The following is a 26578-nucleotide window of genomic DNA, read 5'->3' on the forward strand; positions in this document are numbered from 1 at the left end:
TCGGGAGATTTAAGATTCTCATTTCGCCGGACGCACGAGTGTCCGGCATGCTCGCGCTCAAGTCGTCGGGTCCCTCGATTGGTGGGTCTCCCGATATGATTGAGCGTGAAGGGCCGAATGGCATGCAAGATGCAATGCGTGTGGCCGTGAACGCAACCGACGACCGGACGATCCGGCCGGCCGACGCGTCTCGCCACCCCTGGGATCGAGCATCCCGCAATTCAGGATCGGGGACCTTCAGGGTGAACAGGACGGATCCCTTCGTCGAATTCTCCGGCGTCCAAAAGACCTACGACGGCGAAACGCTGGTCGTGAAGAACCTCAACCTCGAAATCGCCCGCGGCGAGTTCCTGACACTGCTGGGGCCGTCCGGCTCGGGCAAGACGACCTCTCTGATGATGCTGGCCGGCTTCGAGGCGCCGACCCACGGCACCATCACGCTCGACGGCCGGCCGCTCAACCGGGTGCCGCCCGAAAAGCGCGACATCGGCATGGTGTTCCAGAACTATGCGCTCTTTCCGCACATGACCGTCGCCGAGAATGTCGCCTTCCCGCTCCGGGTGCGCGACGTGGCCGGGCCCGCCATCTTCGAGCGCGTCAAGCGCGCCCTCGACATGGTGCACCTGACCTCGTTCACGGCGCGGCGCCCCGGCCAGCTCTCCGGCGGCCAGCAGCAGCGCGTGGCGCTCGCCCGGGCCCTCGTCTTCGAACCGAAGCTGGTGCTGATGGACGAGCCGCTCGGCGCGCTCGACAAGCAGCTGCGCGAGCACATGCAGATGGAGATCCGCCACATCCACGAGCGGCTCGGCGTCACGGTGGTCTACGTCACCCACGACCAGTCCGAGGCCCTGACCATGTCGGACCGGGTCGCCGTCTTCAATGAGGGCGCGATCCAGCAGGTGGCGCCGCCGGACGAGATCTACGAGCGCCCGTCCAACTCCTTCGTGGCCCAGTTCATCGGCGAGAACAACCGCATGACCGGCACGGTCGAGCAGCGCGAGGGCGGCCAATGCCGCGTCCGGCTCGACGACGGCACGGCGATCCTGGCGACCGCCGTCGAGCAGGCGACCGTAGGGGCGCGCTCGACGTTGTCGATCCGTCCCGAGCGGGTGCGCATCGATCCGGCGCCGGGCGCGGTCGCGAACCTGTTCGACGCCACGGTCGAGGAACTGATCTTCCATGGCGACCATCTGCGGGTGCGCGTCGCCTTCGGCGGCGTCAGCGACTTCGTCGTCAAGGTCCACAATTCCGACGACCGGCCGTCCCTCGCCGTCGGTGCGCCGGTCCGCATCGGCTGGCGCCCGGACGATTGCCGGGCGCTCGACGCCGTCGGTTGAATCCGGCACGGGCGCGGGCCCGTGCCGCTCGGGAGAATGCCGGCCTCAACCGGCTCGATATGCAGCGCGCGCCCTTCGGGGCCTTCAAAGGGGAACTGAATTCATGTCCAAGACGACCATCCGCACGGCCGCCCTGGCGTTGGCGGCGCTGACCCTCGGCGCGGGTTCGGCCCTCGCCCAGGATCTGACCATCACCTCCTGGGGCGGGGCCTATCAGAAGAGCCAGGACGAGGCCTATTTCAAGCCCTATACGGCGAAGACCAAGATCAAAATCACGCAGGAAGAATATAACGGCGAGATCTCCAAGATCCGCGCCATGGTCGAATCCGGCAAGACCACCTGGGACGCCATCGACGTCGATGCCGCGACGGCCCAGCAGGGCTGCGACGAAGGCATCCTGCTGCCGATCGACTATTCCAAGTTCGGCGGCAAGGACAAGTTCGTGAAGGGTTCGACCTTCGAATGCGCCGTGCCGACGATCATCTATTCGACGATCTACGCCTATGACGCCGACAAGATCAAGGACGGCCCGAAGACCATCGCGGACCTGTTCGACACCAAGAAGTGGCCGGGCAAGCGGGCCCTGCAGAAGACCCCGTTCGGCAATCTCGAATTCGCCCTGATGGCCGACGGCGTTCCGGTCGACAAGGTCTACGAGGTGCTTAAGACCAAGGAGGGCGTCGATCGCGCCTTCAAGAAGCTCGACACCGTCAAGAAGGACGTCGTCTGGTGGGAGGCCGGCGCGCAGCCGCCGCAGCTGCTCGCCTCCGGCGAGGTGGTGATGGCGACCGCCTGGAACGGCCGCATCTTCGGCGCCAACAAGACCGACAAGCGCAACTTCAAGATCGTCTGGGACGGCCAGTTGCAGGATTGGGATCTCTGGGCGATCCCGAAGGGCGTGAAGAGCCTCGACGCCACCTATGCCTTCCTGCAGTTCGCCTCCTCGCCCGAGCAGCAGGCCGAGCAGACCAAGTACATCTCCTACGGCCCGGCGCTCGCCGCCGCCACGCCGCATATCGCGCCGGACATCCTCAAGGATCTGCCGACCGCGCCGGAAAACGCCAAGACCGCGCTCGCCAACGACCCGGTCTTCTGGGGCGACAACGGCGAGGAACTGCGCAAGCGCTTCAACACCTGGCTCGCCCAGTGATCGGATGACGCGCCCGAACTGACGGGCCGTCCCGTGCGACGCCTTCGACGGCCCGGACCGCCCATCGTTGCGGCCCGGGCCGGCCTCCCCATCCGCATCCCGCCCCGCCGGGCGACCGAGGACCGGAATGACCGCAACGACCGCCTCCGCCCTTGCCGCCGGTCTCGGACCGGACGGCCTATCGCTGAAGGCGAGCCTCGCCCGGGCGGAGCGCCGCAGCCGGCTGGTCTCGTTCGCCCTGGTCGCGCCGCTGCTCCTGTTCATCGTCGCCAGCTTCTGCATCCCGCTCGGCTTCATGCTCTACCGGGCGATCGACAATCCGGAGGTGGCCGAGACCCTGCCGGCGACGGTCGCGGCCATGAAGGGCTGGACCCAGGGCGGGGTTCCCGACGAACCGGTCTTCGCCGCACTCGCCGCCGACCTGATCGCCGCCCAGAAGGCACGCACGACCGGCCTGGTCGGCAAGCGCGTCAACTACGAGATCCCCGGCGCCCGCTCGAAATTCCTGAAGGTCGGCCGCGAGTTGGAGCGCGCTCCGGCCGGCGGCCCGTGGAAGCCGGTCTTCGAGAAGAGCGACCCGCAATGGACCGATCCGGTCTTCTGGTCGGCCCTGAAGCGGATCGGCCAGCCGATGACCGCCTTCTACCTGCTTTCCGCCGTCGACCTGCGCCTCGACCAGACCGGAGCCCTGACCCGGCAGGTGCCCGATCAGGCGATCTTCCTCGACGTGCTGTTCCGCACGCTCTGGATCAGCCTCCTGGTGACGGTCTCGACGCTGGTGCTCGGCTATCCGATCGCCCATCTGCTGGCGAGCCTGCCGCCGCGCCACGCCAATCTCCTGATGCTCCTGGTGCTGCTGCCCTTCACCACCTCGATCCTGGTGCGGACCACCGCCTGGGTGGTGCTCCTGCAGACCAACGGCGTGCTCAACGACGTGATGGTCTGGCTCGGTCTGCTCGATGAGCGCATCCAGCTGATCTACAATCGCTTCGGCACCGTCCTGGCGATGACCCATATCCAGCTGCCGTTCACGGTGCTGCCGATCTACAGCGTGATGAAGGGCATCTCGCCGGCCCATATGCGCGCCGCGCGTTCGCTCGGCGCCGGCCCGGTCTATGCCTTCACGCGGGTCTACATGCCGCAGACCCTGCCGGGCGTCGGCGCTGGCTGCCTGCTCACCTTCATCCTGTCGCTCGGCTACTACATCACCCCGGCGCTGGTCGGGGGACCGCTCGACCAGATGATCAGCTATTTCGTCGCGCTCTACACCAACCGCGAGCTCAATTGGGGCCAGGCCTCGGCGCTCGGTGCCGTGCTGCTGGCGGTCACTATGGTGTTCTACGCGATCTTCAACCGCCTCGTCGGCATCGACAAGGTCAAGCTCGGGTAGCGTCATGGCTCTTCCGTCCTATGCCTCGCGCGGCGAGCGCCTGACCCACGCCGCCTATCTCGGCTTCTGCGTCCTGGTCTTCGTCTTCCTGGTGACGCCGATCCTGGTCATCGTGCCGCTCTCCTTCTCGAGCGAGCCGTGGTTCACCTATCCGTTGCCGGGTCTGTCCCTGCGCTGGTACGAGGACTTCTTCGGCAACGAGCGCTGGGTGGTGGCGATCAAGAACAGCGCCATCGTCGGCTTCGCCTCGACGCTGCTGGCGACCACGCTCGGCACGCTCGCCGCCCTCGGCCTGTCGCGCGGCAACCTGCCCTATCGCGGGCTGATCATGTCGATCCTGATCTCTCCGATGGTCGTGCCCGTGGTGATCACCGCGGTGGCGATGTATTTCGCCTATGCGCTGGTCGGCCTCAACAACAGCTATCTCGGCCTGATCCTCGCCCATACGGCGCTGTCGACGCCCTTCGTGGTGATCACCGTGACGGCGACGCTGACCGGCTTCGACCGCTCCTTGACCCGCGCCGCCGCCAGCCTCGGCGCCGCGCCCTGGACAGTGTTCCGGATCGTCACCCTGCCGATCATCGCGCCGGGCGTGGTCTCCGGCGCGCTGTTCGCCTTCGTCACCTCCTGGGACGAAGTCGTCGTCGCGCTGTTCCTGGCCAGCCCCGAGCAGCGGACGCTGCCGCGGCAGATGTTCTCAGGCATCCGCGAGCAGATCTCGCCGACCATCACCGCCGCCGCCACCTTCCTGATCGTCTTCGCCGCCCTCCTGATGACGACGCTCGAACTGCTGCGCCGCCGCTCGGAGCGCCTCGCGCGCGGCCGCTGATCCCCCATCCCGGAGCCCCATCCCATGAGCCACGGCTACGAAAAGGGCCGCCTCGACCTGCCCTTCGTCGGTCACTGCACCTTCGGCAAGCGCCCCATCGTCACCGACTGGGACGCCATCGACGCCGACGTGGCGGTGCTCGGCATCCCCTACGACATGGGCACCCAGTACCGGTCCGGCGCCCGCTTCGGGCCGCGCGCCATCCGCGAGGCCTCGACGCTGTTCTCCTTCGGCCATGGCGGCGCCTACGACCACGAGGACGACGCCACCTACCTGCCGCTCGACCAGGTCCGCATCGTCGATGCCGGCGACGCCGACATCGTCCATACCGACACGGTCCGCAGCCACGCCAATGCCGAACTGGCGGTGCGCAAGATCCTCGCCACCGGCGCCCTTCCGGTGGTGCTCGGTGGCGACCATGCCATCAACATCCCCTGCATCCGCGCCTTCTCGGAGCATGGGCCGATCCACATCCTGCAGATCGACGCCCATCTCGATTTCGTCGACGTGCGCCACGGCGTGACGGAAGGCCACGGCAACCCGATGCGTCGCGCCGCCGAGCAGGCCCATGTTGCCGGACTGACCCAGATCGGCATCCGCAACGTCTCCTCGACGGCGCGCGAGGGCTACGAGGACGCCCGGTCGCGCGGCTCGACCATCCTGTCGGTGCGCCAAGTGCGCAAGGCTGGCCGCGACGCCGTGCTGGCGACCATTCCGGCCGGCGCGCGGGTCTATGTGACCATCGACATCGACGGCTTCGACCCGTCGATCGCGCCCGGCACCGGCACGCCCAGCCATGGCGGCTTCCTCTATTACGAGGTGATGGAGATCCTGCAGGCGGTGGCCGGGCGTCACGCGGTGGTCGGCATCGACCTGGTCGAAGTCGCGCCCGCATACGACCCCAGCGGAATCACGGGTTTCCTCGCCGCCCAGGTGCTGCTCAACTTCCTCGGCTACATCTTCGAGGCGAAGCGCAAGGCCGGGGCCTGATCGGGCCTTTGACCGCGCGGCGCCTCTCAAAGCACAGGACGGACCGGACACGATGGGACCGACGATCGACGCCGCCGAGACCGACCACGCCCTGCCGCCCGAGACCGAGGTGGTCGTCGTCGGCGGCGGCATCATCGGCGCCTCGGCGGCGCTCTGGCTGGCCGAGGCCGGCATCCCGACGGTCCTCTGCGAGAAGGGCGTGCTGGCCGGCGAGCAGTCGAGCCGGAACTGGGGCTGGTGCCGCGTCACCGGCCGCGACCCGCGCGAGGTGCCGCTGGTCGACCACGCGATCCGGCTGTGGGACGGCATGGACCGGCGCATCAACGGCGAGACCGGCTTCCGCCATTCCGGCATCTGCTATTCCTGCGAGACCGAGGCCGATGTCGCCCGCCGGGAACAGTGGCTGAACGACTGCGCGCGCCCGAACGGGCTCGACACGCGCCTGCTCTCCCGGGCCGAGATGGCCGAACTCTTCCCCGGCGGCCGTTCCTATGCGGGCGGGCTCTATTCGGCCTCGGACGGGCGGGCGGAGCCGCAGAAGGCGGTGCCGGCGATCGTCGCGTCGGCACGGCGCAAGGGCGCGATCGTGCGCGAGGGCTGCGCGGTGCGCGGCGTCGAGACCACCGCCGGCCGCGTCTCGGCCGTGGTCACCGAGCATGGCCGCATCCGCTGCAAGACGGTGATCTATGCGGCCGGGGCTTGGACCAGCCTGCTCGCCCGCGGCGCCGGCATCCGCCTGCCGCAATTGAAGGTGCGCTCCTCGGTGCTGCGCACCGATCCGCTCGACGGTCTGCCCGAGACCGCCATGTGGGCGGGCGACTTCGCCTTCCGCAAGCGGCTCGACGGCGGCTACACCATCGCCGACGGCCATTCCAGCGTCGCCGAGATCACCCCGGACAGCTTCCGCTTCCTGGTCGATTTCACGCCGCTCGCCCTGATGGAGTTCCGCAACTACAAGCTCCGTCTCGGCGCCCGCTTCTTCGACGAGGCGGCGACCTGGAAGCCGACGCCGCTCGATCGCAGAAGCGTCTTCGAGAGCGTCCGCATCCTCGATCCCGAGCCCGACCGGGCCGCCCTGCAGCGCGGCCTCGCCCGGCTGACGGCGGCCTTCCCGGGCTTCGCCAAGGCCCGCATCGCGCAGAGCTGGGCCGGCTTCATCGATGCGACGCCGGATGCCGTGCCGGTCATCTCGCCCGTCGAGGCGCTGCCGGGCCTGGTCATCGCGACCGGCTTCTCCGGGCATGGCTTCGGCATCGGCCCGGCCGCCGGCCAGCTCGCCGCCGAACTCGCCACCGGCGCGCCGCCGATCGTCGATCCCGCGCCCTACCGCTTCTCCCGCTTCACCGACGGGTCGCGCGCCCGCCCCATCGGCGGCCTGTAGCCACTGGGCGGATCGTAGCCGCGCCCGCCGGTTCGGCGCGGGACGGTTCCGGCGGCGGTCAGAGACCCTTCGGGTTGGCCAGGAATTCCTCGATGATTTCCGGCGGCGGCTTGATGAAGTCCGAGGTCCGGGACGCGCCGAGGCCGGTCAGGCGGCGCAGCTTGACCGCCATCTCGGCCATCTTGACCACGATCGGAATGCCGTTGATCACCGGCGCGCCGTCGACGGCGTGGTTCTTCAAGGCCGAGAACAGCAACATCGGGATGCCGCCGCCCGGGATCAGCACGTCGCAACCCGACGCCACCAGCGGCTTCGCCTGGGCCTCGAACAGAGCCTCGACCTCGCGCGCGAGATCCTCGGATTCGTAGGCGCGCAGGATCTGGCCGGGCTCGAACTGCATGGCGTGGACCCCGGTCACGCGCTCCTTCAGGCCGTATTTGCCGATCTGGTGGTGAAACCACGGAATGAAACGCGTGTTGATGGTCACGATGCCGGTTCGCTGCCCGAGCTGGGCGGCATAGAGCATCGAGGCCTCACCGAGGGCGACGACCGGGATGTCGACCACCGAGCGGGCCTCATAGAGCCCGGCATCCTGGAAATGGCCGATGACGAAGGCGTCGTAGCCTTCCCGCTCGGCCCGGACGGCGTTGCAGATCACCTCGCGGGCACAGCGGAATTCGACGATCGCGTGGGCGTAGTTGTCGTGCGGCGTGATGCCGTGGATGTCGACCGTCGTGCCCTCGTCGACGATGTCCTTCAGATGCAGGCGAAGCCGGTCCCAGTAGGTCTTGCCGTGCTCGTAGTCGACATAGCTCTGATACCAGATGCGCATCGGTTTGGTCATGACGATCTCCCCCGGCAAGACGTCCGCTTGGGTTTCGAGATGGTGACGGCAGTCCCGCGCATGACGCGGAGGCCCGCTACTTCGCGATGTGGTTCGGCAGCCAGAGGGCGATGCCCGGGAAGGCGGTCAGGATCAGGATCAGCAGCAGCGTGCAGCCGATATAGGGCATCGCCGCCAGCGCGACCGCGCCGAGCCGCGTGCCCGGAGGCCCGACCCCGACCATGATGAACAGCAGGAGCCCGAAGGGCGGCGTGGCGAGCGACAGTTCGAGCGCCAGCAGCATCACGAGCCCGAACCAGATCGGCTCGAAACCGAGCTGGATGATCAGCGGAAAGAAGATCGGGATGGTCAGCATCATCATGGACAGCTGGTCCATGAACATGCCGAGGACCAGCAGGGCGAGCAGCATCAGGAGCAGCAGCATGTAGGGGCTGAGATCGTAGCCGAGCGCGATCTTGATGATGCTGGTGGTGGCGCCCGTATAGGCGACGATCTGGGAGAAGGTGGTCGAGCCGAGCAGGATGAAGAAGGTCATGGCGGTGACCGCCAGGGCGCCCTTCATCGAGCGGACGATCGCCGTCCAGGTCAGGCAGCGATAGAGGATCGCCAGCACGACGACCGACACCGTGCCGAAGGCCGCGGCTTCCGACGGCGTCGCCCAGCCGAGCAGGATCAGCCCGATCACGGCGAAGACGACCAGCCCCATCGGCAGCACATTGACGACGAGCGCCTGGATCTTCTCGCCCCAGCTGGCACGCGGCACGTCATAGGCCGGCGCCGCGTCGGGATCGAGCGCGAGCTGGATGCGCACCATGGCGACATACATGCCGGCCAGGATCACGCCCGGGATGACGCCGGCCATCAGCAGCGCGCCGACATCGAGCCGGGCGAGCGAGGCGAGCAGCACCGCCAGCGAGGAGGGCGGGATGATCATGGCGAGGCCGCCGGTCGACAGGATCGGCCCGTTGATGATGTAGGGCTTGTAGCCCCGCTTCAGCATCTCCGGCACCATCAGGGCGCCGAGCAGCGCGGTGTTGGCGAGCGACGAACCGGACAGCGCCGCGAACAGCGTGCCGCCGCCGATGGTCAGATAGGTCAGCCGGCCGCGGATGTTGCCCATCCACTTGTCGAGCGCGTCGAAGACCCGCATCGCCAGACCGGTATGGAAGAACAGTTCGCCCATGATGACGAAGAGCGGCACCGGCGCGAGCGTGAAGGTGGTGACCGCGTCGGTCGCGTTGGCGATCATCTGGTCGATGCCGGCAAGCCCGCCCATGAAGACGACGACGCCGACGATATTGATGCAGAAGAACGCGAAGGCGACCGGCATGCCGATGCCGAGGAAGAGGAGGACGCCGCCGAACATCAGGCTCGCGGCCAGGGCCCAATCGATCATGATCGCCTCCCCCTCAGTGCCGCTCGCCTTCGCCCGCGCGGACGCGGCCGACGGCGATCAGGCGCAGAAGTTCGAGCGCGATCAGCGCCATGCCGACCCCGATCATGGCGTAGGTGAGCCAGCCCGGCAGGGTGATCGAGCGCATGTCGAGCGAGCCGGATCGGAATTCCTCCAGTGCGAGCGCCAGCGCCCGCCAGGCGATCAGCCCCGAGATGGCCGCGCAGGCGAGGATCACCAGGCGCCCGAGCGCGTCGTGCAACGCCTTGGGCAGCATCTCGATGAAGGTGGTGATGGCGACATGGCCGCCGTTGCGCACCAGCCAGGGCGACCCGGCCATGGTCGAGAAGAGCAGCACATATTCGACCGTGGCGCTGGTCCAGCGGAACGGCCGGCCGCCGAGATTGCGCACCATCACGTCCGCCACGATGGCCAGCGTGATGAAGGCAAGGCTGGCGGCGGCCGCAACCGCGAGGCCGTAGATCAGGGCATCATAGGTGCGGGACACGGGGCGCATGCGGGCTCGCTGGATTGGAGGACGTCGTGCGGTGCCGGAAGATCGCCCGCGGCCGGGGCTGGCCGGCCGCGGGCGTCGGTCTCTCAGCGGGTATAGTAGGCCTTGCGCAGGGCGTCGTAATGCGGCGAGCCGGCGTCCTTCATGCGCTTCCAGGCGGACTCGTAGGCCTTGTCCAGATAGGCCTTCTCGGCCGCCCCGGTCAGCTTCAGGACGGTCATGCCGCGCGAGCGCGCCGTCTCGTCGGTGGCCTTGATCTCCTTCTGGAAGTTGTCGAAGGATTCCTGCTCGTATTCGATCGCCGCCTTGGTCAGGATGTCCTTGGCCGCCTGCGGCAGGCTGTTCCACTTGGCGGTGTTGATCGTGATGCCGAGATCGGTCGAATAGAAGCCGGGATCGATGCGGACCTTCAGGAACTTGTCCCAGTTCAGGTCCAGGATGCCGATGATCGGCCAGCCGGCGCCGTCGAAGACGGACCGTTCGAGACCGCCATAGACTTCCGGCACCGGCACCGAGACCGAGACCGCGCCGAGATCCTCGAAGAAGGACTTGTAGATCGGCTGCGAGCGGATCTTGAGGCCGTTGAGGTCGACGCCGCCATCCGCGGTGCGCTTCGGCTCCTTGAGCAGATAGACGTGGAAGCCGATGCCGGAATCGATGTGTCCGAGCAGGGTGACGCCGAGCTTCTCGTCGAAGGCCTTCTGCATGATGGCGAAGCCGCCGTTCTTGCGCGCCTCCATGGCCGTCACGGTGGCGCCGACCCAGGCATCCGCTTCCGGCATCTTGCCGAGATAGAAGCTCGCCGGGCCGTAATGCATGTCGAGCACGCCCCGCCGGACGGAATCGACCTGCTGGTTCTGCGGGATGACCTCGGGGCCGCCGGTGAAGTCGATGCGCACGACACCCTTGCCGGCCGCATTCACCTTGTCGACATAGCCGAGGAAGCTCTTGGTGAAGGCGAGCGCTTTCGGGAAGGCCGCAACGGCGCGCAGCACCACCTCGTCGGCCCGCGCCGGGGCGGTTCCGAGCGTGGCGGCGAACATGAACCCGGCCGCGAGGCCGAGCAGGGCCCGCCGTGCGAGCCTGCCGGCGGCCCGATCCCGACGGGCGACGGTCGGGGCGGAATGCGCTTCATGAACCATGCTGTGTCTCCTCTCGTCTCTCGCCGGGGATCGGCGGAGCCGAGCGGCGCCGCCGGTCCCGTCTTCCAACACTCTAGAGAACCGGCGGCCTGGTCAGGCCGAGATGGCCGAGCATGGCCAGGAAGGCCCCGAGCCGCTCGCGCCGATAGGCGTCGAGATCGCGGCCGGCATAGTCGTAGAAGCCGCGGCCGGTCTTCAGGCCGATGCGGCCTTCGGCCATGTTGCGCTCGATCACGGCGGGGGCGGCGAAGCGCTCTTCGCCGGTCGCCTGGCGCATATAGCGGCTGGCATAGAAGAGAATGTCGCCGCCGCCCCAGTCGATGAATTCGATCAGGCCGAGCACGGCGAAGCGGAAGCCGAAGCCGTAGAGCACGGCCTTGTCGACATCCTCGGCCGTCGCCACGCCCTCTTCGACCAGGCGCGCCGCCTCGTTCATGGCCAGCGCCTGGATGCGCGGCACGATGTAGCCCGGCGAGGCGGCGCAGACGACCGGCATCTTGCCGGCGCCCTCGAGCAGACGCAGCATGGCGGCGGTGACGGCAGGGTCGGTCGCGGGCGACGGGCTGACCTCGACCAGCGGCACCAGATAGGCCGGGTTCAGCCAATGGGCGTTCAGAAACCGGTCCGGCCGGGCGGTCAGCCCGGCGAGATCGGTCGACAGGAAGGTCGAGGTGGTCGAGGCCACGATCGCGTCCGGCCGGGCGATCGCGTCGATCAGGGCCAGCGCCGAGGCCTTGGCCTCGCGGGTCTCCGGCACGCCCTCGAACACGAAGGGACAGTCGGCCAGCGCCGCCGCCGCATCGTCGAGCGCGACGACGCGGATGCGGGCCATGATCGGTTCGATGGCGGCGGCCTCGAAGGCGCCGAGGCCGGCCAGCTGGCCGAGGCTTGCCCGGATCTCGCCGAGCGCCTCGGCGGCGAGCGTCGCATGCGCCTCGGCGTCGCGCGGCTTGGCATCGACCAGCACCACGTCGTGTCCGGCATATGCGAACGCATGGGCCATGCCGCGGCCCATCCGGCCCGCGCCGATACAGGCGATCCTGGCCGGGGCGCCGCTCATGCCGGCAGGCCTTCGGCGAGCAGCTGCGCCATGGCGGCCTTCGACAGGCCGGCCAGCCCGAGGCCGTCGAGCGTGCGGCCGGTCTCGAAGAAGTTCTCGCCCGCCGCCGCCCCAGCGATCGCGAGCAGGCCGGCTGCGACCGGCGAGGGCACGCCGGCCCAGCGGCAGACCGAGACCAGGAAGGCGAGGCCGAGCTTCACATCCTCGGTCAGGTAGCGGTGATCCTTCAGGTTCAGCCGCTCGTGCCAGTCCTTCGAGGCCACCAGCTTGTCGTGGGCCAGGTTACCGTACATCCAGTTCGAGGTCTCGTAGTGGTCGGCCAGCGGGAAATGCGGCACGCCGTAGCCGAGCGCCTCGCGCACCGCCATGCGTTCGGCGTCGAGCGCGCCATGCACCCGCCGGATCGACGGCTGGGTGCCCTCGTTGTGGATGTCCCAGCGGTCGAAATGCTCGATCGGGCCGGCATTCATCAGGATCAGCGGCGGATGGATGATCGGGCCGGCATTCATCAGGGCGCCCGACAGGGCATCCTCGATCGGCTCGATCGCACCCGGAAAGGCCGCCGAGACCGCCGCAAGGGCAGGGGTGGCGAGACGCGACGGGAAGACGCCGGTCGGCAATCGCGTGGCGCGGGTCGTGATCGCCACCTCGGCCGGGCCGTGCTTGCGGGTCAGCCAGGGCAGCGTGCCGGTCTCGGCGATCGCGAAATCGGCCCGATTGCCGGCGTCGCGCATCACCTTGGTCATCAGATAGGAGCCGAAGGTGCCGGGCGGCAGGTAGATCGTCTGCCCGTCCGCGACATGCGGGGCGAGCGCGCGGGCGAGGTCGATCTGCGCGGAGGCCGGCACCGGCGCCAGGATCAGATCGGCGCCGGCAACGGCCTCGCCGATCTCGGTCGTCGGCCGGGCGATCGCCACATCGCGGCGACCCTGGGCGTCCTTCAGCGTGATCCGTCCGGTTTCCAGGACCGGCGCGAAGGCCTCCCGGTTCGGGCGCCAGAAGCGCACCTCATGGCCGGCCTCGCTCATATCGGCTGCAGCCGCATAGGACCCGTTGCCACCCCCCAGCACCGCGATCCTGATCGGCGTCGTCGACATGGCAAGCCCTCCGCTCCGGTGCGGCCCGTCGGCGCCGCACGGATATTTCAAAGCTAAAGGAAGGCTAGGTTCGTGTCATCGCGCTGTCAACGTCCGACCTAACGGAAAGTACGAATTGGATGCTCTCGCATGGAATAAGGCCGCGCACCACCAGGCGCTGCGGTGCAGCAAACGTGCCGTGCGCGGCTAGTCCGGACGCAGCCGTTCAACCGGTCGATGTTGTCGCATAGACCAGCAGGCGCCCGTGCAGGGCTGCCGGAATCACCACGCCTTCGGCCAACGTCCGGGCCCGGGCGGCAGCCCGCCGCGTTCCCGGCAGGCGCGCGCCGGGCTGGTCGGCGATCGCGGCCAGGAGCCTGGCCAGCCGGGCTTCCGCCGCCTCGCCGGCGATCGGGCCGGGCGCCACCGCCAGGAAGAACTGGCCGGTCCGCGGCGGGCCGCCCGCATTGTCGGCGAAGGAGGAGGCGTCCACCGACAGGCTCGCGCCGGTCATCCAGGCGGCCATGATCTCGACCAGGAAGGCGAGGCCGGCGCCCTTGTGGCCGCCCGCCGGCACCATGGTGCCGCCGTCGAGCGCCGCCGCCGGGTCGGTGGTCGGGTGCCCGTCGCGATCGAGCGCCCAGCCGAGCGGGATCGCCTCCCCGCGCTGGCGATGCACCACGATCTCGCTCTTGGCGACCACGCTCGACGACTGGTCGAGCACCAGCGGGCCGCCCTCGGCGCGCGGCACGGCGAGCGCGATCGGGTTGGTGCCGAAGACCGGGACCGTGCCGCCGACCGGCGCGATCGAGGCCGGCGCGTTGACGAAGCCCAGGGCCAGGAAGCCGGCTTCGGCGATGCGCCGGACATGGTAGCCGACCACGCCGCAATTGTAGGACCGGGTCACCGCCATCGCGGCGACACCCTGGCGTGCCGCGGCCTCGATCAGCGCCGGCAGCCCCAGGTCGATCGCCGGATGGGCGAAGCCGTCGGCCGCGTCGACCCGCACGAGGCCGGGCGCCGGCCGCGTCAGCGTGGGTTCGGCCCGCCCGTCGATCTTGCCGCAACGGGCATGCTCGCAATAGGTCGGCAGGCGGGCGAGGCCGTGGCTGTGCACGCCCTCGGCTTCGGCGTCGACCACCGAGGCGGTCACCGCCCGGTTCTGAACCGGACCGAGGCCGGAGGCGGCCAGGGCGCGGAAGGTCAGGTCCTCCACCTCGGCCAATGTCAGGCGGACGGTCGCGCCGGGGGTGTTTCCGGGGGCGCTCATTCGGCGGCCTCATTCAGATCGGTGCCGTAACGGGCGGCGCCGGCCGGCGTCACCATGCCGTCGGCGAGATCGGCGGCGATCCGTGCGGCGGGCCGCTCTGCAGGATCGCCCCAGCCGCCGCCGCCCGAGGTCTCGATGGTGATCACGTCGCCGGCCCGGACCGGCACCCCCGACACCTTGGAGCGCAGGGCCTCGACGCTGCCGTCGGCGCGGGTCAGCGTGGTCCGGCTGAGCGAGCCCGGCCGGCCGCCGCCGATGCCGTAGGGCGGATGCTTGAAGCGCTCGAAATTGGTCGAGAGGCTGCCGACCGGCGCATCGAGCCGGAATTCGCGGACCAGGCCGAGCCCGCCGCGATTGCGGCCCGGCCCGCCGCTGTCCGGCACCAGGCCGTAGCGCAGGAAGGTGACCGGATACTTGGCTTCGACCATCTCGATCGGCGCATTGGTGTTGTTGTGCAGGCCGCAGGAGAGCGCGCTCGCCCCGTCCCCGCCGGCATGGCCGCCCCAGCCGCCGACTTCGATGTCGAAATAGACGCGCCGCCGGCCCGACGCCTCCACGGTGGCGAGGGCATAGACGTAGGAGATGGCGTAGTAGGCCGCCGGGATGCGGTCGGGCACCAGTTGGGCAAGCGCGCCGAAGACCGCGGTGGCGATGCGATGGTTGACCACCATGCGGCCGGTCACCGGCGCCGGGAAGCGGGCATCGACCACGCTGCCCTCCGGCAGCACCACCTCGATCGGCCGATAGCAGCCGCTATTGGCCGGGATGTCCTTGCCGAGCGCGGCGAGGAGCGCATAGTAGACCGCCGAACAGGTCATCGCGCGGGTATTGTTGACGGGTCCCTGCACCTGCGGGCTCGACCCTGCGAAATCGAGCCGGATGCGGTCGCCCTGCTTCTCCAGGCGGACCTGAAGGCGGATCGGCCCCTCGGTCTGGCCGTCGTCGTCGACCCATTCGACGAAGTCCGCGGCCCCGTCCGGCAACCCGGCGATCGCCGCGCGCATCATGGTCTCGGACCCGTCGAGAATGGCCGAGGTGGCGGCGGCGAGGTCGGCCGCGCCATATTTGGCGGCGATCCGCTCCATGGCGCGGGCGCCGATGCCAAGCGCGGCGATCTGCGCCTTGAGGTCGCCGGAGGTCTCGTCGGGCTGGCGCACATTGGCCAGCACGAGATCGACGATCGCCTGGTTGAGAACTCCCTTCTCGGCGAGCTTCAGCGGCGGGATGCGGATGCCCTCCTGGAAGATCTCGCGTGCATCGGCGTAGTAGCTGCCGGGCGCGCCGCCGCCAACGTCGACATGGTGGCAGAGCGTGCCGACGATGGCGATCCGGCGCCCCTCGTGGAACACCGGCCGGAAGGTCTGGATGTCGGGCAGGTGCTGGCCGCCCGAATAGGGATCGTTGGTGACGATCACGTCGCCGTCGTCCCAGCGCTCGAGCGGGATGAAATCGGCGATCAGCCGTTCCAGGCAGGCCGACATCGAATTCAGGTGCACGGGTATCCGGGCGGATTGCGCGACCTGGCGGCCTTCGGCATCGAAGACGGCGGTCGAGAAGTCGAGGATCTCGCGCACCACCGTGGAGCGGCTGGTGCGCCAGATGGTGATGCTCATCTCCTCGGCGGCGGCGACCAGGGCATTGCGGACGATTTCGACCCGGACGGGACTGATGGCGGTCATCGGGGCTTTCCTCACTGGTCGGCGATGCGACGGGCGACGAGCGCGCCGGAGCGTTCGAGCCGGGCCTCCCAGCCGGGCGGCACATAGGAGCTGGTATAGGTCTCCTCGATCACGGCGGGACCGGCGACGGCACGTTCGCCGAGCGCGCTGCGGGCCCACACGGCGGTGTCGACGAAAGCCCCGCGCGCCCAGGCCCGACGGGTCTTGGGCGTCGCCGCGGCGGCTGCGGCCTCGGAGGCGTCGGGCGCCGGCTTGGCCAGGCGACCGACCGCGGCGAGCCGCAGGGCGACCAACTCGACCGGCGTCGCGGGCTCGTCATAGGAGAAGCGGCGGCGGTGGAGCGCATGGAATTGCGCGGCCGCGGCCTCGAGGCCGGCGGGGCCGAAATCGGCGTCGTCGATCGGCACGGCCAGATCGAAGGCCTGACCGGCGTAGCGCAGATCCATGCGCCACTCGAAGCGGCGGTCGGCCTCGGCCACGCCATCCTCGGCGAGGAGCCGTTCGGCTTCGCCGCGAAGTCTCACGGCGGCGGCGGCGAGCCGCGGGCCGGCCTCGGCCAGAAGGCCGATCTCGGTGGCGGCGAGATCGTGGACGATGTCAGACCACAGGATGCCCCAGGCCGACAGGGTCGAGGCATGCGGCGGGAAGACGACGCGGCGGATGCCGAGATCCTCGGCCACCTCGCAGGCATGCACGCCGCCGGCACCGCCGAAGGAGAGCAGCGCGAAATCCTCCGGATCGAGACCCTTCTCGAACAGGCTGAGCCGGATCGCCGTGGCGAGGCTCGAATTGGTCACCGAGATGGCGCCGGCCGCCGTCTCGTCGACGCCGAGGCCGATCCGTCGGGCGACCCGCTCGGCCGCGGCGCGCGCGGCGGCCGCATCGAGCGGCATGGCGCCGCCCATGAAGGACGATGCTTCCAGCCGGCCGAGGATCAGGTTGGCGTCGGTGACGGTCAGGTCGGTGCCGCCGCGGCCGTAGCAAGCCGGTCCCGGCTGGGCGCCGGCCGATTGCGGCCCGATGCGCAGCCGTCCACCGTCGTCGACCCAGGCGATCGAGCCGCCGCCGGCGCCGATGGTGCGCATTTCGACCATCGGCAGGCGCACCGGCAGGCCGTCGATGTCGCCTTCGGTGACCATCGACACCTGGCCGCCATGGACCACAGAGACGTCGAAGGAGGTGCCGCCCATGTCGACGGCGACCAGATCGGGTTCGCCGAGTTCCGCCGAAAGCCGCCGCGCCGCCGCGGCGCCTCCGGACGGGCCGGACAGCAGCAGGCGCGCCGGCTCGCGACCGGCCTTGGCGAGGCCGCTGACGCCGCCGTTCGACTGGACCAGATAGATGTGGCTGCCCGGGACCTCCGCGGCGATCCGGTCGGACAGCCGACGCGTGTAGCCGGACACGACCGGGATCAGCATGGCGTTGAGGACCGTGGTCGACAGCCGCTCATATTCACGGATCTCCGGAGAGATGTCCGAGGACAGCGAGATGGCGACGCCCGGCAGGGCGGCGGCCAGAATCTCGCCGACGCGGCGTTCGTGGGCCGGATTGGCATAGGCATGCAGCAGGCAGACGGCGACGGCCGAGACGCCGGCCTCTCGCAGACGGTCCGCCACTGCGGCGACCCGCGCCTCGTCGAGCGGGACGCGGACCTGCCCGTCCGGTCCGATCCGCTCCGGGACCCCATAGGCGTGGCGGCGCGGCACCAGCGGCGCCGGCGGATCGAGCGCGATGGCGTAGACGTCGCGCCGGCCATGCCGGCCGATCTGGAGCAGGTCCTCGAAGCCGGCCGTGGTGACGATCGCCCCGGCCGGCAGCTTGCGCTCCAGCACCGCATTGGTGGCGATGGTGGTGCCGTGCAGGATGTGCTCGACGGCGCCGATGTCGAGGCCGAACCGCTCGGCCGCCGCCTTGATGCCGCCGATCAATCCTATGGAGGGATCCGACGGCGTCGACGGCGTCTTGAACTGATGCACGCGGCCGGTCGCGGCTTCCAGGATCTCGATGTCGGTGAAGGTGCCGCCGATGTCGACGGCGATGCGCAGGGGCGAGGTCATGCGGTGGACTTTCGCTTCGATGGCGCCGGGACGCGGCGCGGCGGCCGCTGGCCGTCCGGGCGCATCCCGTCGGACCCGCGCGCTAGGCCGCGCGAGTCGTTCGGAGTTGCGGATGGCGGCTCAGGCCGCCGGTTCGGTTCGAGACGGGCCGGGGACGAGCCGCCGGGATCACTTCACGAAGGTCTTGGCCAGTCCGAGCGATCGATCGACCACGATCACGATCGCCAGGGTGAAGACGACGAGGAGCACCGAGATCGCCGCGACCAGCGGATCGGCCCGGGATTCCACGTGGTGATACATCTCGACCGGCAGCGTCGACAGCCGCGGGCCGGACATGAACAGCGACAGCACGACCTCGTCGAAGGACACCAGGAACGAGAGCGCGCCGGCGGCGACGAGGCCGGGCAGCATCATCGGCAGCGTCACCCGCCGGAACACCGTCGCGGGCGCCGCGCCGAGCGTGGCGGCGGCCTCCTCGACGGCGATCGGCAGGGTCGAGAGGGCGGTCGAAATGACGCGCAGCACATACGGCAGGGTGACCACCAGATGGGCGACGAACAGCCCCGGCACGGTCGCCAGCAGGCCGATCCGCGCGAAGATGATCAGCATGGCGAGGCCGAGCACGATGGTCGGCAGCAAGAGCGGCGCGGTGAACAGGCTGGTCATCGCCTCCGCGCCGCGCGGAGCGAGCCGCACCAAGGCGTAGCTGGCCGGCACCGCGATCGCCAGGTTGACCACCGTCACGCCGGCAGCGAGCTTCACGCTGAACAGGAAGGCTTCCAGCATCTTCGGGTTCTGCAGGATCGCCGCGTACCAGCGTCCGCTCCAGCTCTTCGGCGGGAAGGACATGAAGACATCGCCCGAGAAGGATAGCGGCACGACGATCAGCACCGGTGCCAGCAGGAACAGGAAGGCTATGGCGGCGAGACACTTGAGGGCGGGCGAGATCGGCGGCTTGTCCATGGGTCACCCGATCGATCGGACGAGGCGGCCATAGACCGCGATCGCGATGCCGAAGACGACCAGAACGATCATCGACAGGGTCGCGGCGAGCGGCCAGTCGAGCGTCACGATGGCCTGGTCGTAGACTTCGGTGGCGAGCAGGAAGACGCGGCCGCCGCCGAGCAGTTTCGGCGTGATGAAGGACGACACCGCGAGAACGAAGGTCAGGAGCGAGCCGAGCGCGATGCCGGGCACCGACAGCGGCAGCACGATGCGCCGGAAGACCCGGAACGGCGAGGCGCCGAGCGTGGCGGCGGCCTCTTCGGCGCGCGGGTCCAGCCGGCCGAAACCGGCGACCAGGGCCAGGATCATGTAGGGCATCAGGATCTCGGTCAGCCCGATGGTGACGCCGGTCAGATTGAACATCAGCCGCCAGGGCTCGGCGGCCCCGAAGGCCTTCAGCACGCTGTTGACGACGCCCTGATCGGACAGGATGGCGATCCAGCCATAGGTGCGCACGACGGCGGAGAGCAGCAGCGGCGAGATGACCATGACCAGCAGCACGCTGCGCCAGAGCCCGCTCGACCGGTGCAGGTAGAGGGCGATCGGGTAGGAGACCAGGAGCGTCGCCAGCGTGATGCCGAGGCTGGTCCGGATCGTGTTCCAGAGCAGTTCCCAATAGAAGTCGTCGGTCACCACCGAGACCCATTTGGCCGTCGACCAGCCGCCCGTCATGGCGCCGCTCGCCTGCACTTCCTGCAGCGAGATCAGCGCCAGATTGAAGACCGGCAGCAGGAAACCGACCAGATTGACCAGCGCGATCGGCAGCAGCAGGGCGACGACGAGACCGCCGCCGGCCGGCCGGTCCGCCGCAGATCCGGCGGTCGCGGCCACGGTCGCGGTCGCACTCACGACGGCCTCCCGAAGACCAGGGTATCCTCGACCGCCCAGGCGGCGGTCACCGCCGTGCCGACCGGGATGAGGCCGCCGATGCCGGCCGTCGCCGCCTCCGCGGTCAGGGTCACCGACCCGGCGTCGATCTCGTACTGGACGACGTTGCCGGCATAGGTGGCGCGCCGGATCGTGCCGTCCACGCGGTTGCGGCCGGCGGGCGGCGGCGCTCCGTGCGGGGCCACATGGACCCGGTGCGGGCGGACCAGCACCTCGACCGGGCCGGATTTCGGGATCGGCGCTTCGATGGCGAGGCCCGAGACCGTGACGGTCGCGCCCTGCTGCACGCCCTCGAGCCGGTTGGTCCGCCCGACGAAGGCGGCGACGAAGGGCGAGGCCGGGCGCTCGTAGAGATCCTCGGGCGTGCCGATCTGCTCGATATGGCCGTGATTCATGACCACGACCCGGTCCGACATGGTCAGCGCCTCGTCCTGGTCGTGGGTGACGAAGATCGCCGTGGTGCCGAGCCGGCGCTGGATGTCGCGGATTTCGTTGCGCATCTCCTCGCGCAGCTTGGCATCGAGATTGGACAAAGGTTCGTCCAGGAGCAGGATCGACGGCCGGATGACCAGCGCGCGCGCCAGGGCGACGCGCTGCTGCTGGCCGCCGGACAATTGGCCGGGCTTGCGGTCCTCGCGGCCGTCGAGACGCACCATGGCGATCGCCTCGGCGACGCGCGTGCGGATCTCGGCCTTCGGCAATCCGCGCATCTCGAGCCCGAAGGCGACATTGCCGGCGACCGTCATATGCGGGAACAGCGCGTAGCTCTGGAACACCAGACCCATGTCGCGCCGGTAGGTCGGCATGGCCGTGATGTCCCGGCCTGCGACCACGATCCGCCCGTCCGAGGCGGGCACGAGGCCGGCGATCATGCGCAGCGTCGTGGTCTTGCCGCAGCCGGAAGGTCCGAGCAGCGACACGAACTCGCCCTTGGCGACATCGAGATCGACGGCGTCGACGGCCACGAAGTCGTGGTAGCGCCGGGTCAGCGCCTGCAGGGACAGGAAGCCCTGTCCGCGGACCGGCCCGGCTTCGGCGATGGTCATGGCGGTCGGTGCCTGATGCATCATGGGGTCCCGCTCGATCACTGGCGATCCGGAAAGGATGCGTCGTCCCGTCACCCGCCGGCAAGGCCGGCGGATGCGGAATGACGGGTCGGCGACGAGGCGGCCGGATCGGCCGTCCGCCTCGGTCGGACGGTCAGCGGGACAGCGGGATCACCTTGCGGCGCCAGGCCTCGGCGACCTGGTCGCGCACCTTGGCGACGGCCAGCCAGTCGATCGGGACGACCTTGTCGAGCGACTTGACGACGGTCCGGTCGATCGCCGCAGGCGCGATCTGCGCCTTGGCGTTGGTCGGCGCGTAGAACATGGTTTCGGTGAAGCTCTTCTGGGCCTCGGCCGACAGCGCATAGGCGATGAACTTGCGCGCGGCGGCACTTTGCGGGGCGCCCTGGACCAGATTGATCGTGTTGATCTGGAATGCGGTTCCCTCGGCCGGGATGACGGCCTTCATCTTGCCGCCGGACGTGTCCGTGTTGACCTGGGCGCGGGCGTTCCAGCCGACCCCGATGCTCGCCTGGCCGGCGATCACCGGCGCATAGACCTCGGGCTTCGGCTCCCAGGTCTGCACGTTCGGGGCGATCGCCTCCATGGCCTCGATGCCCTTGGCGAACTTGCCTTCGACCCCGGGGCCGCCGTTCTTCTTGTCGAGGATGGCGACCAGCGACATGCCCTGGATGTCCGGGATGCCGGGGATGACCACCTTGCCCTTGACGGCCGGCGTCGCCATGTCGGCGATGCTCTTCGGAGCCGTCGGCCAGGCCTCGGTGTTGTAGATCAGGACGAGATTGTCGAAGGTCACCGCCACGCCGGCGATCTCGGGAATGCGCGCGTTGGGATAGAGTTCGTCGATGACCGGCAGGTCCTTGGCCTCCAGCTTGACGAACAGGCCCTCGTCGGTCCCGGCCTTGGCGACCGACACGTCCATGATCACCACGTCGACCTGGGGCGCCGCCTTTTGCGCGCGCAACTGGCCGATCATGGCCCCCGACGTGGGCTGCGGCGCGAAAACGACCTTGATGTCCGGGTTGGCCTTCTCGAAGGGCGCGAGGACGGCCTGGGTGTAGCGATCCTGGAACAGGCCCGTATAGGCCATCAGGGTCACGGTCTCCGCCGCCGAAGCCGGAACGGCCGCAAGGCCGCATGCGAAAGCCAGAACCGTCTTCGCAAAGTGACGCCTATCCATCATCTCGTCCTTCCCCTGTTGTCCCTGGATGCGATTGCCGAACCGGCCCCGCCCGGTTCAGGCCCGTCGCTTGGCGTCCACCATGGCGCGCGCGCCGCTGATGTCCGGCAGGCGCTCGCCGTTGCGCAGTCGTTCGAGCAGGACCAGTTCGGCCGCCTGCATCTGCAGGGCCTTCTCGGCCACGGCCCGGGCGCGCGTCGGATCGAGCACGATCACCCCGCTCTCGTCGCACAGCACCGCATCGCCGGGATGGACGACCTGGCCGCCGACCGAGATCGGAACGTTCACGGCGCCCTCGGAGCCGATCAGCTTGGTGGTGATCGGCGACGGGCCGCGGCACCAGATCGGCATGTCGACGCGGACGATCTCGGAGAAATCGGTCGCCGGGCCGTCGATGACGCCGGCCTTCACGCCCGCCTGCTTCATGACATTGGTGATGACGCCGCCCCAGCAGGCATGCCGGTCGTCGCCGCAGCGGTCGACCAGAACGATATCGCCGGGCCGGACTTCCGCCGTCAGCCAGTGCAGCAGAGCGGAATCGGCGTGCGGAATGCGGATCGTGACCGCCGTGCCGGCGACGCGCTTGCCCGGCAGGACGGCGCTGATCCGGCGGTCGACGAAGCCGGAATGGAGCACATGGCCGACCGTCGCGGTCTCGACCTGCTCGAGAAGGGCGACCAGCTCGGCCGGGATCTGCGGCGGCATCGGGTTGATGTCGAACATCGGGAGCGCCTCCGGGGCGGGTCAGAGCACGTGATGATTGGCGACCGGCAGCTTGGTGCGGATATCCGCCATCCGGTCGAAATCGAGGCGCGCGGCGGTGGTGCCGACCATGTCGGGAACCATCGCGGTGACCTGGCCCCAGGGGTCGATCACCATCGAATGGCCGTAGCAGGCCTTGGTGCCGCCGGCATGGGCGAAGACCTGCGCGGAGGCGGCGATCCAGCACTGGGTCTCGATGGCACGCGCCCGCAGCAGCACCTCCCAGTGATCCTTGCCGGTCAGGAGCGTGAAGGCCGCCGGCAGCACGATGACCTCGGCGCCCTTGTCGCGCAGAGCGCGGAACAGTTCGGGGAAGCGCAGGTCGTAGCAGATCGAGCAGCCGACCGTGCGACCCGCGACCTGGTAGGTGACGACCTCCTCGCCGCGGCCGACCGTGTCGGATTCGCGGTAGCTGACGCCGCCCGGCACGTCGACATCGAACAGGTGGATCTTGCGGTAGCGGGCGATCTCGGCGCCGTCCGGGCCGAACACGTAGGTGGTGTTGAAGAAGCCGTTGCCGTCCTTCTCGACGATCGAGCCGGCATGAATGGTGACCTTGAGGCGGGCGGCGAGCGCCGACATGGTGCGATAGGCATCGCCCTCCGGCGGCGTCTCGGCGCTGTCGCGTGCCGCCTGCGGGTCGGACCCCAGGAAGGCGTAATATTCCGGCAGCACGATCAGATCGGCCTTCTCCTCGGCCGCGATCTTCTCGACCAGCCGGGACGCGACGGCGAGATTGGCCGCCTTGTCGTCTTGGGTGTTCATCTGAACGATGCCGATCTTCATGGCTCTTCCTTCTGGCTCCACGCCAGCAGGAGACCAAAGCCCGGTGCGGTCGGCAAACGCGAAATGCTGATCCGGATCGACAAGAAAAATCTATAGATCACGCCTTGGGCAGAAAACCTGCGCCGGATCGGCGGCCGGCCGGCGCCGCTACAGCATCCGATCGGCGAAGGCCTGGAAGTCCGCGGCGATTTCGGCCGCCATGCCGGCGATCGCGGCCGGGATCGGATTGCCCGGCCGATCGGCATAGGCTGCGTGGAAATGCAGCGGCGGGATGCGCGCATTGACGGCGACGCGCCGGATCAGCCCGGCGGCGAGCGGCTCGCGCACCACTGCCGGCGGCAGGGTGGTCATGCCGATGCCGTCGCAGAGCAGCCGGATCATGGTGGCGATCGAGTTGGTATTGTAGATGCGCGCCTCGTCGGTCGCGATCCCGGCCGCCTCCAGCAGGCGCTGGATGGCGTGGTGCGGCTGCGATCCCTTCGAATAGGCCAGGATCGGAAAGCGGACGAGGTCGACCAGTTCGAGCGGTTCGGCCGGGATCGCCAGCTTGGTCGCCGCGAACCACTCGCATTCGAACCGGCAGATTTCGAGATTGCGAATGTCCGCACCGACCACCGGCCCCATCAGGATGCCGAGATCGACGGTGCCCTCCAGGAGCTGGCGGGCGATGTTGAGGCTGGTGTCGACGTTGAGATCGAGGCTGACGCTCGGGTAGCGGTTGCCCATCTGCTCGATCAGGAGCGGCAGCCAGGCGTAGACGATCGTGTCGACGGTCCCGATCGTGATCTGCCCCCTGAGCCGTGCGCCATCGCCGACGCATTCGCGGAATTCGGAGGTCAGGCGGACGATCTCCTCGGCCCGCTTCAGCGCCGTGTGGCCCTGCGGCGTCAGCCGGACGGTGCGCGGATCGCGCTCGAACAGGCGGATGCCGAGTTCGCGCTCCAGCGTCGCAATGCGGTTGGAAACGGCCGCCTGGGTCGTGTGCAGCTTCTCCGCCGCGGTCGAGAAGCTGCGCAGCTTCGCGACCCAGAGAAACGTTTCGAGAAAGCGCAGATTCACGGGGGCGATCGCTTCCGAAGACGAGGGGGCCAAAGGATAGCCCAAACCGGCCGCGATGCAGACGGAAATCGAAATCGGTCCCGGTCCGCGGTCCGCCTCGCCCCCGCCCGCCCCGTCCTGTCGCGGACCGGCAGGGACTATTCCCCCCGTGCCGTCCAGGAAGCGGGCGTATCGACGGATCGTCTCCCGGCGGTCGTCCTCGGCCTGGTTCGGGTACCAGACGGTGGCCGGCGTCGCGTCGATCGTGATCCGGTCGGGTGCGATCTGCCGGGCGCTCTCCAGGGCGTCGACCAGCATGTCGGTCGGACCGGCGCAGAGGAGGGCCGGCCGTTCGAGGCGAGCGAGGCGCTCCGCGGTCGGGTATTCGAAGGCCGCCCGGTAGCTGCGGTCGTAGCTGCGGCCGCTCTTCAGGAGACCCACGGTCCAGTCGTGCAGCATGTCCGGATCCGGCAGGCCGAGGGCGCGCCCGGCGGCACGTTCGCGCCGGTACCACGGCCAGAACAGGAACATGTCCCGGCGCATCGTCCAGGCCTGCCAGACATGCAGGCCGAACGGGTCGGGGCGGATCGGCGGCAGATAGTGGGCGAGGATGTCCGCGGTGAAGCCGCCGGACAGGATCGGCGGCGCCTCCAGCACCAGCCGCCCGGCCCGGTGCGGGGCCTGGATGGCCATCTCCAGCGCCACCAGCGCGCCCGTATGGGTCCCCCAGAGGTCGCAGCCGTCGATGCCGAGCGCATCGGCGGTCTGCCACATCCACCCGGCAAGACGGGCGATGTCGACCGGCCCGTCCGGCTTGGTGGAATCGCCGTTGCCCGGATAGTCCGGCGCGATCACGCGGCGTCCTTCGGCGAGGCCGAGGATCACGTCCCGCAGCGGTGCGGCCGAGCCGGGTGCCGACTGCAGGACGAAGAGCGGCCGGGTCTTGGCGTCCGGCCCCGCGCGGCGCAGATGCACGCGGGCTTCGGGGATATCGACATGGTCCTGCCAGATCCGCCCCGGGCCGAGCGGCGCGGCGGCGGCGAGCGGGGCGGCGTCCGGATCGTGCCGGGCCAAGGCGGCCGCCGCGGCCGGCGCGTCGTGCCAGTCGAGGTCGGGGCGATCGGGCGATCCGTTCCGCAAGGCATCGGCGGCCAGCCGCCAGAGGGCCTGGTAGTGCAGCGGGGCGACCGCCGCCGCGATCAGCGTCTCGTGCAGGGCATCGGCATCCGGCAGGGGCGGGCCGTCGCGCAGCGGCCGGAGCGGATCGGCCGGATCCAGGATGGCGGCGTCGCGCAGATGGGCGAACAGCGCGGGCAGGTGGGTGCCGTCCGGGCGCGGCGCCAGATCCGGCGGGGCCAGCCGGGATGCGGCCCGGGCACGGGCCCGGCCGCCGCCCGTGGCGACGACGCGCGCTGCGGGTCCTTCGCCGGGAACAAAGGCGGTGCCGAACCCTTCGGCCAGGATCGGCGCTTCGGCCAGCCCGGCCGCCTCCAGGGCCGCCGCCACCGCGGCGATCACCCCGGCGTACGTGGCGGGCTCGATCTCCGCCGAGCCGCCGATGCCCGGCAGTTCGAGGACCGTCCAGGCCACGGACGGGATCGCGGCCGCCAGCCGGGCCGCGACGACGACCGCCGCCTCGGCGAGATCCGGCAGAACCGCCACGGCCGGTCCCCGGCCGGCGCGGAACAGGCGCATCTGCCCGAAGCCGGTGGTGACCATGGCGGCGCGCGGCGTCATGGC

Annotated in this window: 22 protein-coding genes; 6 read left to right on the plus strand and 16 right to left on the minus strand. The window is 69.5% G+C overall.

The genetic code is table 11. The features are described from left to right. Nucleotides 1-242: 242 nt before the first annotated feature. The 6 genes from ABB55_RS15845 to ABB55_RS15870 all read left to right on the plus strand — a co-directional run bounded on the left by ABB55_RS15845 (nt 243) and on the right by ABB55_RS15870 (nt 7077). A complete protein-coding gene (locus ABB55_RS15845; protein WP_054359671.1) occupies nt 243-1337 on the plus strand; it encodes an ABC transporter ATP-binding protein in 1095 nt (364 codons plus the stop codon). 103 nt (nt 1338-1440) lie between these two features. Further along, nucleotides 1441-2487, plus strand: a complete 1047-nt coding sequence (locus tag ABB55_RS15850; protein ID WP_054359672.1) for an ABC transporter substrate-binding protein — start codon at nt 1441-1443, stop codon at nt 2485-2487. Nucleotides 2488-2614: 127 nt separating this feature from the next. Further along, on the plus strand, nt 2615-3877 hold the full coding sequence (locus ABB55_RS15855; protein ID WP_054359673.1) for an ABC transporter permease: 1263 nt from the start codon (nt 2615-2617) through the stop codon (nt 3875-3877). Between the two features lie 4 nt (nt 3878-3881). Continuing rightward, nucleotides 3882-4706, plus strand: coding sequence for an ABC transporter permease (locus ABB55_RS15860; RefSeq protein WP_054359674.1), 825 nt, complete (start codon nt 3882-3884; stop codon nt 4704-4706). Nucleotides 4707-4730: 24 nt separating this feature from the next. Next, nucleotides 4731-5696: an agmatinase gene (gene speB, locus ABB55_RS15865; RefSeq protein ID WP_054359675.1), complete on the plus strand. Its 966-nt coding sequence runs from the start codon at nt 4731-4733 to the stop codon at nt 5694-5696. 52 nt (nt 5697-5748) lie between these two features. Beyond that, on the plus strand, nt 5749-7077 hold the full coding sequence (locus tag ABB55_RS15870) for an NAD(P)/FAD-dependent oxidoreductase (RefSeq protein WP_054359676.1): 1329 nt from the start codon (nt 5749-5751) through the stop codon (nt 7075-7077). 58 nt (nt 7078-7135) lie between these two features. Here the strand turns inward: ABB55_RS15870 and ABB55_RS15875 are convergent, their stop codons facing one another. The 16 genes from ABB55_RS15875 to ABB55_RS30630 all read right to left on the minus strand — a co-directional run bounded on the left by ABB55_RS15875 (nt 7136) and on the right by ABB55_RS30630 (nt 26575). Next, nucleotides 7136-7921 (minus strand): aspartate/glutamate racemase family protein, encoded by a 786-nt coding sequence (locus ABB55_RS15875; protein WP_244472051.1) that lies wholly within the window; start codon nt 7919-7921, stop codon nt 7136-7138. Nucleotides 7922-7997: 76 nt separating this feature from the next. Further along, nucleotides 7998-9317, minus strand: a complete 1320-nt coding sequence (locus tag ABB55_RS15880; RefSeq protein ID WP_317131860.1) for a TRAP transporter large permease — start codon at nt 9315-9317, stop codon at nt 7998-8000. A gap of 13 nt (nt 9318-9330) precedes the next feature. Further along, nucleotides 9331-9831, minus strand: a complete 501-nt coding sequence (locus ABB55_RS15885; RefSeq protein ID WP_054359677.1) for a TRAP transporter small permease — start codon at nt 9829-9831, stop codon at nt 9331-9333. A gap of 83 nt (nt 9832-9914) precedes the next feature. Next, nucleotides 9915-10970, minus strand: a complete 1056-nt coding sequence (gene dctP, locus ABB55_RS15890) for a TRAP transporter substrate-binding protein DctP (RefSeq protein WP_244472052.1) — start codon at nt 10968-10970, stop codon at nt 9915-9917. A 73-nt stretch (nt 10971-11043) separates the two neighbouring features. Next, nucleotides 11044-12030, minus strand: a complete 987-nt coding sequence (locus tag ABB55_RS15895; protein WP_083463661.1) for a 3-hydroxybutyryl-CoA dehydrogenase — start codon at nt 12028-12030, stop codon at nt 11044-11046. Continuing rightward, a complete protein-coding gene (locus ABB55_RS15900) occupies nt 12027-13112 on the minus strand; it encodes an NAD/NADP-dependent octopine/nopaline dehydrogenase family protein (RefSeq protein ID WP_054362096.1) in 1086 nt (361 codons plus the stop codon). Before ABB55_RS15900 ends, ABB55_RS15895 begins: the two co-directional genes overlap by 4 nt. 220 nt (nt 13113-13332) lie before the next feature. Beyond that, entirely contained in the window at nt 13333-14376 is a 1044-nt protein-coding gene (locus ABB55_RS15905; RefSeq protein ID WP_054359679.1) for an Ldh family oxidoreductase, read from the minus strand. Then, a complete protein-coding gene (locus tag ABB55_RS15910; RefSeq protein WP_054359680.1) occupies nt 14373-16055 on the minus strand; it encodes a hydantoinase B/oxoprolinase family protein in 1683 nt (560 codons plus the stop codon). The genes ABB55_RS15905 and ABB55_RS15910 overlap by 4 nt, the downstream gene beginning before the upstream one ends. 11 nt (nt 16056-16066) lie before the next feature. Continuing rightward, nucleotides 16067-18112 carry a hydantoinase/oxoprolinase family protein gene (locus tag ABB55_RS15915; RefSeq protein WP_054359681.1) on the minus strand — a complete coding sequence of 682 codons (2046 nt, stop codon included), beginning with the start codon at nt 18110-18112 and terminating at the stop codon, nt 16067-16069. Nucleotides 18113-18280: 168 nt separating this feature from the next. Next, a complete protein-coding gene (locus tag ABB55_RS15920) occupies nt 18281-19075 on the minus strand; it encodes an ABC transporter permease (protein ID WP_054359682.1) in 795 nt (264 codons plus the stop codon). Nucleotides 19076-19078: 3 nt separating this feature from the next. Continuing rightward, on the minus strand, nt 19079-19948 hold the full coding sequence (locus ABB55_RS15925) for an ABC transporter permease (RefSeq protein ID WP_054362097.1): 870 nt from the start codon (nt 19946-19948) through the stop codon (nt 19079-19081). Nucleotides 19949-19962: 14 nt separating this feature from the next. Continuing rightward, the gene (locus tag ABB55_RS15930) at nt 19963-21075 is read right to left on the minus strand and encodes an ABC transporter ATP-binding protein (RefSeq protein ID WP_083464132.1); all 1113 of its coding nucleotides are present in this window, start codon (nt 21073-21075) and stop codon (nt 19963-19965) included. Between the two features lie 130 nt (nt 21076-21205). Beyond that, a complete protein-coding gene (locus ABB55_RS15935) occupies nt 21206-22252 on the minus strand; it encodes an extracellular solute-binding protein (RefSeq protein ID WP_054362099.1) in 1047 nt (348 codons plus the stop codon). Between the two features lie 57 nt (nt 22253-22309). After that, complete coding sequence (locus tag ABB55_RS15940; RefSeq protein ID WP_054359683.1) at nt 22310-22975, minus strand: RraA family protein; 666 nt, start codon at nt 22973-22975, stop codon at nt 22310-22312. Between the two features lie 21 nt (nt 22976-22996). Continuing rightward, the gene (locus ABB55_RS15945) at nt 22997-23800 is read right to left on the minus strand and encodes a carbon-nitrogen hydrolase family protein (protein ID WP_083463662.1); all 804 of its coding nucleotides are present in this window, start codon (nt 23798-23800) and stop codon (nt 22997-22999) included. Between the two features lie 147 nt (nt 23801-23947). After that, the gene (locus ABB55_RS30630; protein ID WP_200912032.1) at nt 23948-26575 is read right to left on the minus strand and encodes an alpha/beta fold hydrolase; all 2628 of its coding nucleotides are present in this window, start codon (nt 26573-26575) and stop codon (nt 23948-23950) included. Nucleotides 26576-26578: the final 3 nt, after the last annotated feature.

Source organism: Prosthecodimorpha hirschii (assembly GCF_001305515.1).
Taxonomy (GTDB): domain Bacteria; phylum Pseudomonadota; class Alphaproteobacteria; order Rhizobiales; family Ancalomicrobiaceae; genus Prosthecodimorpha; species Prosthecodimorpha hirschii.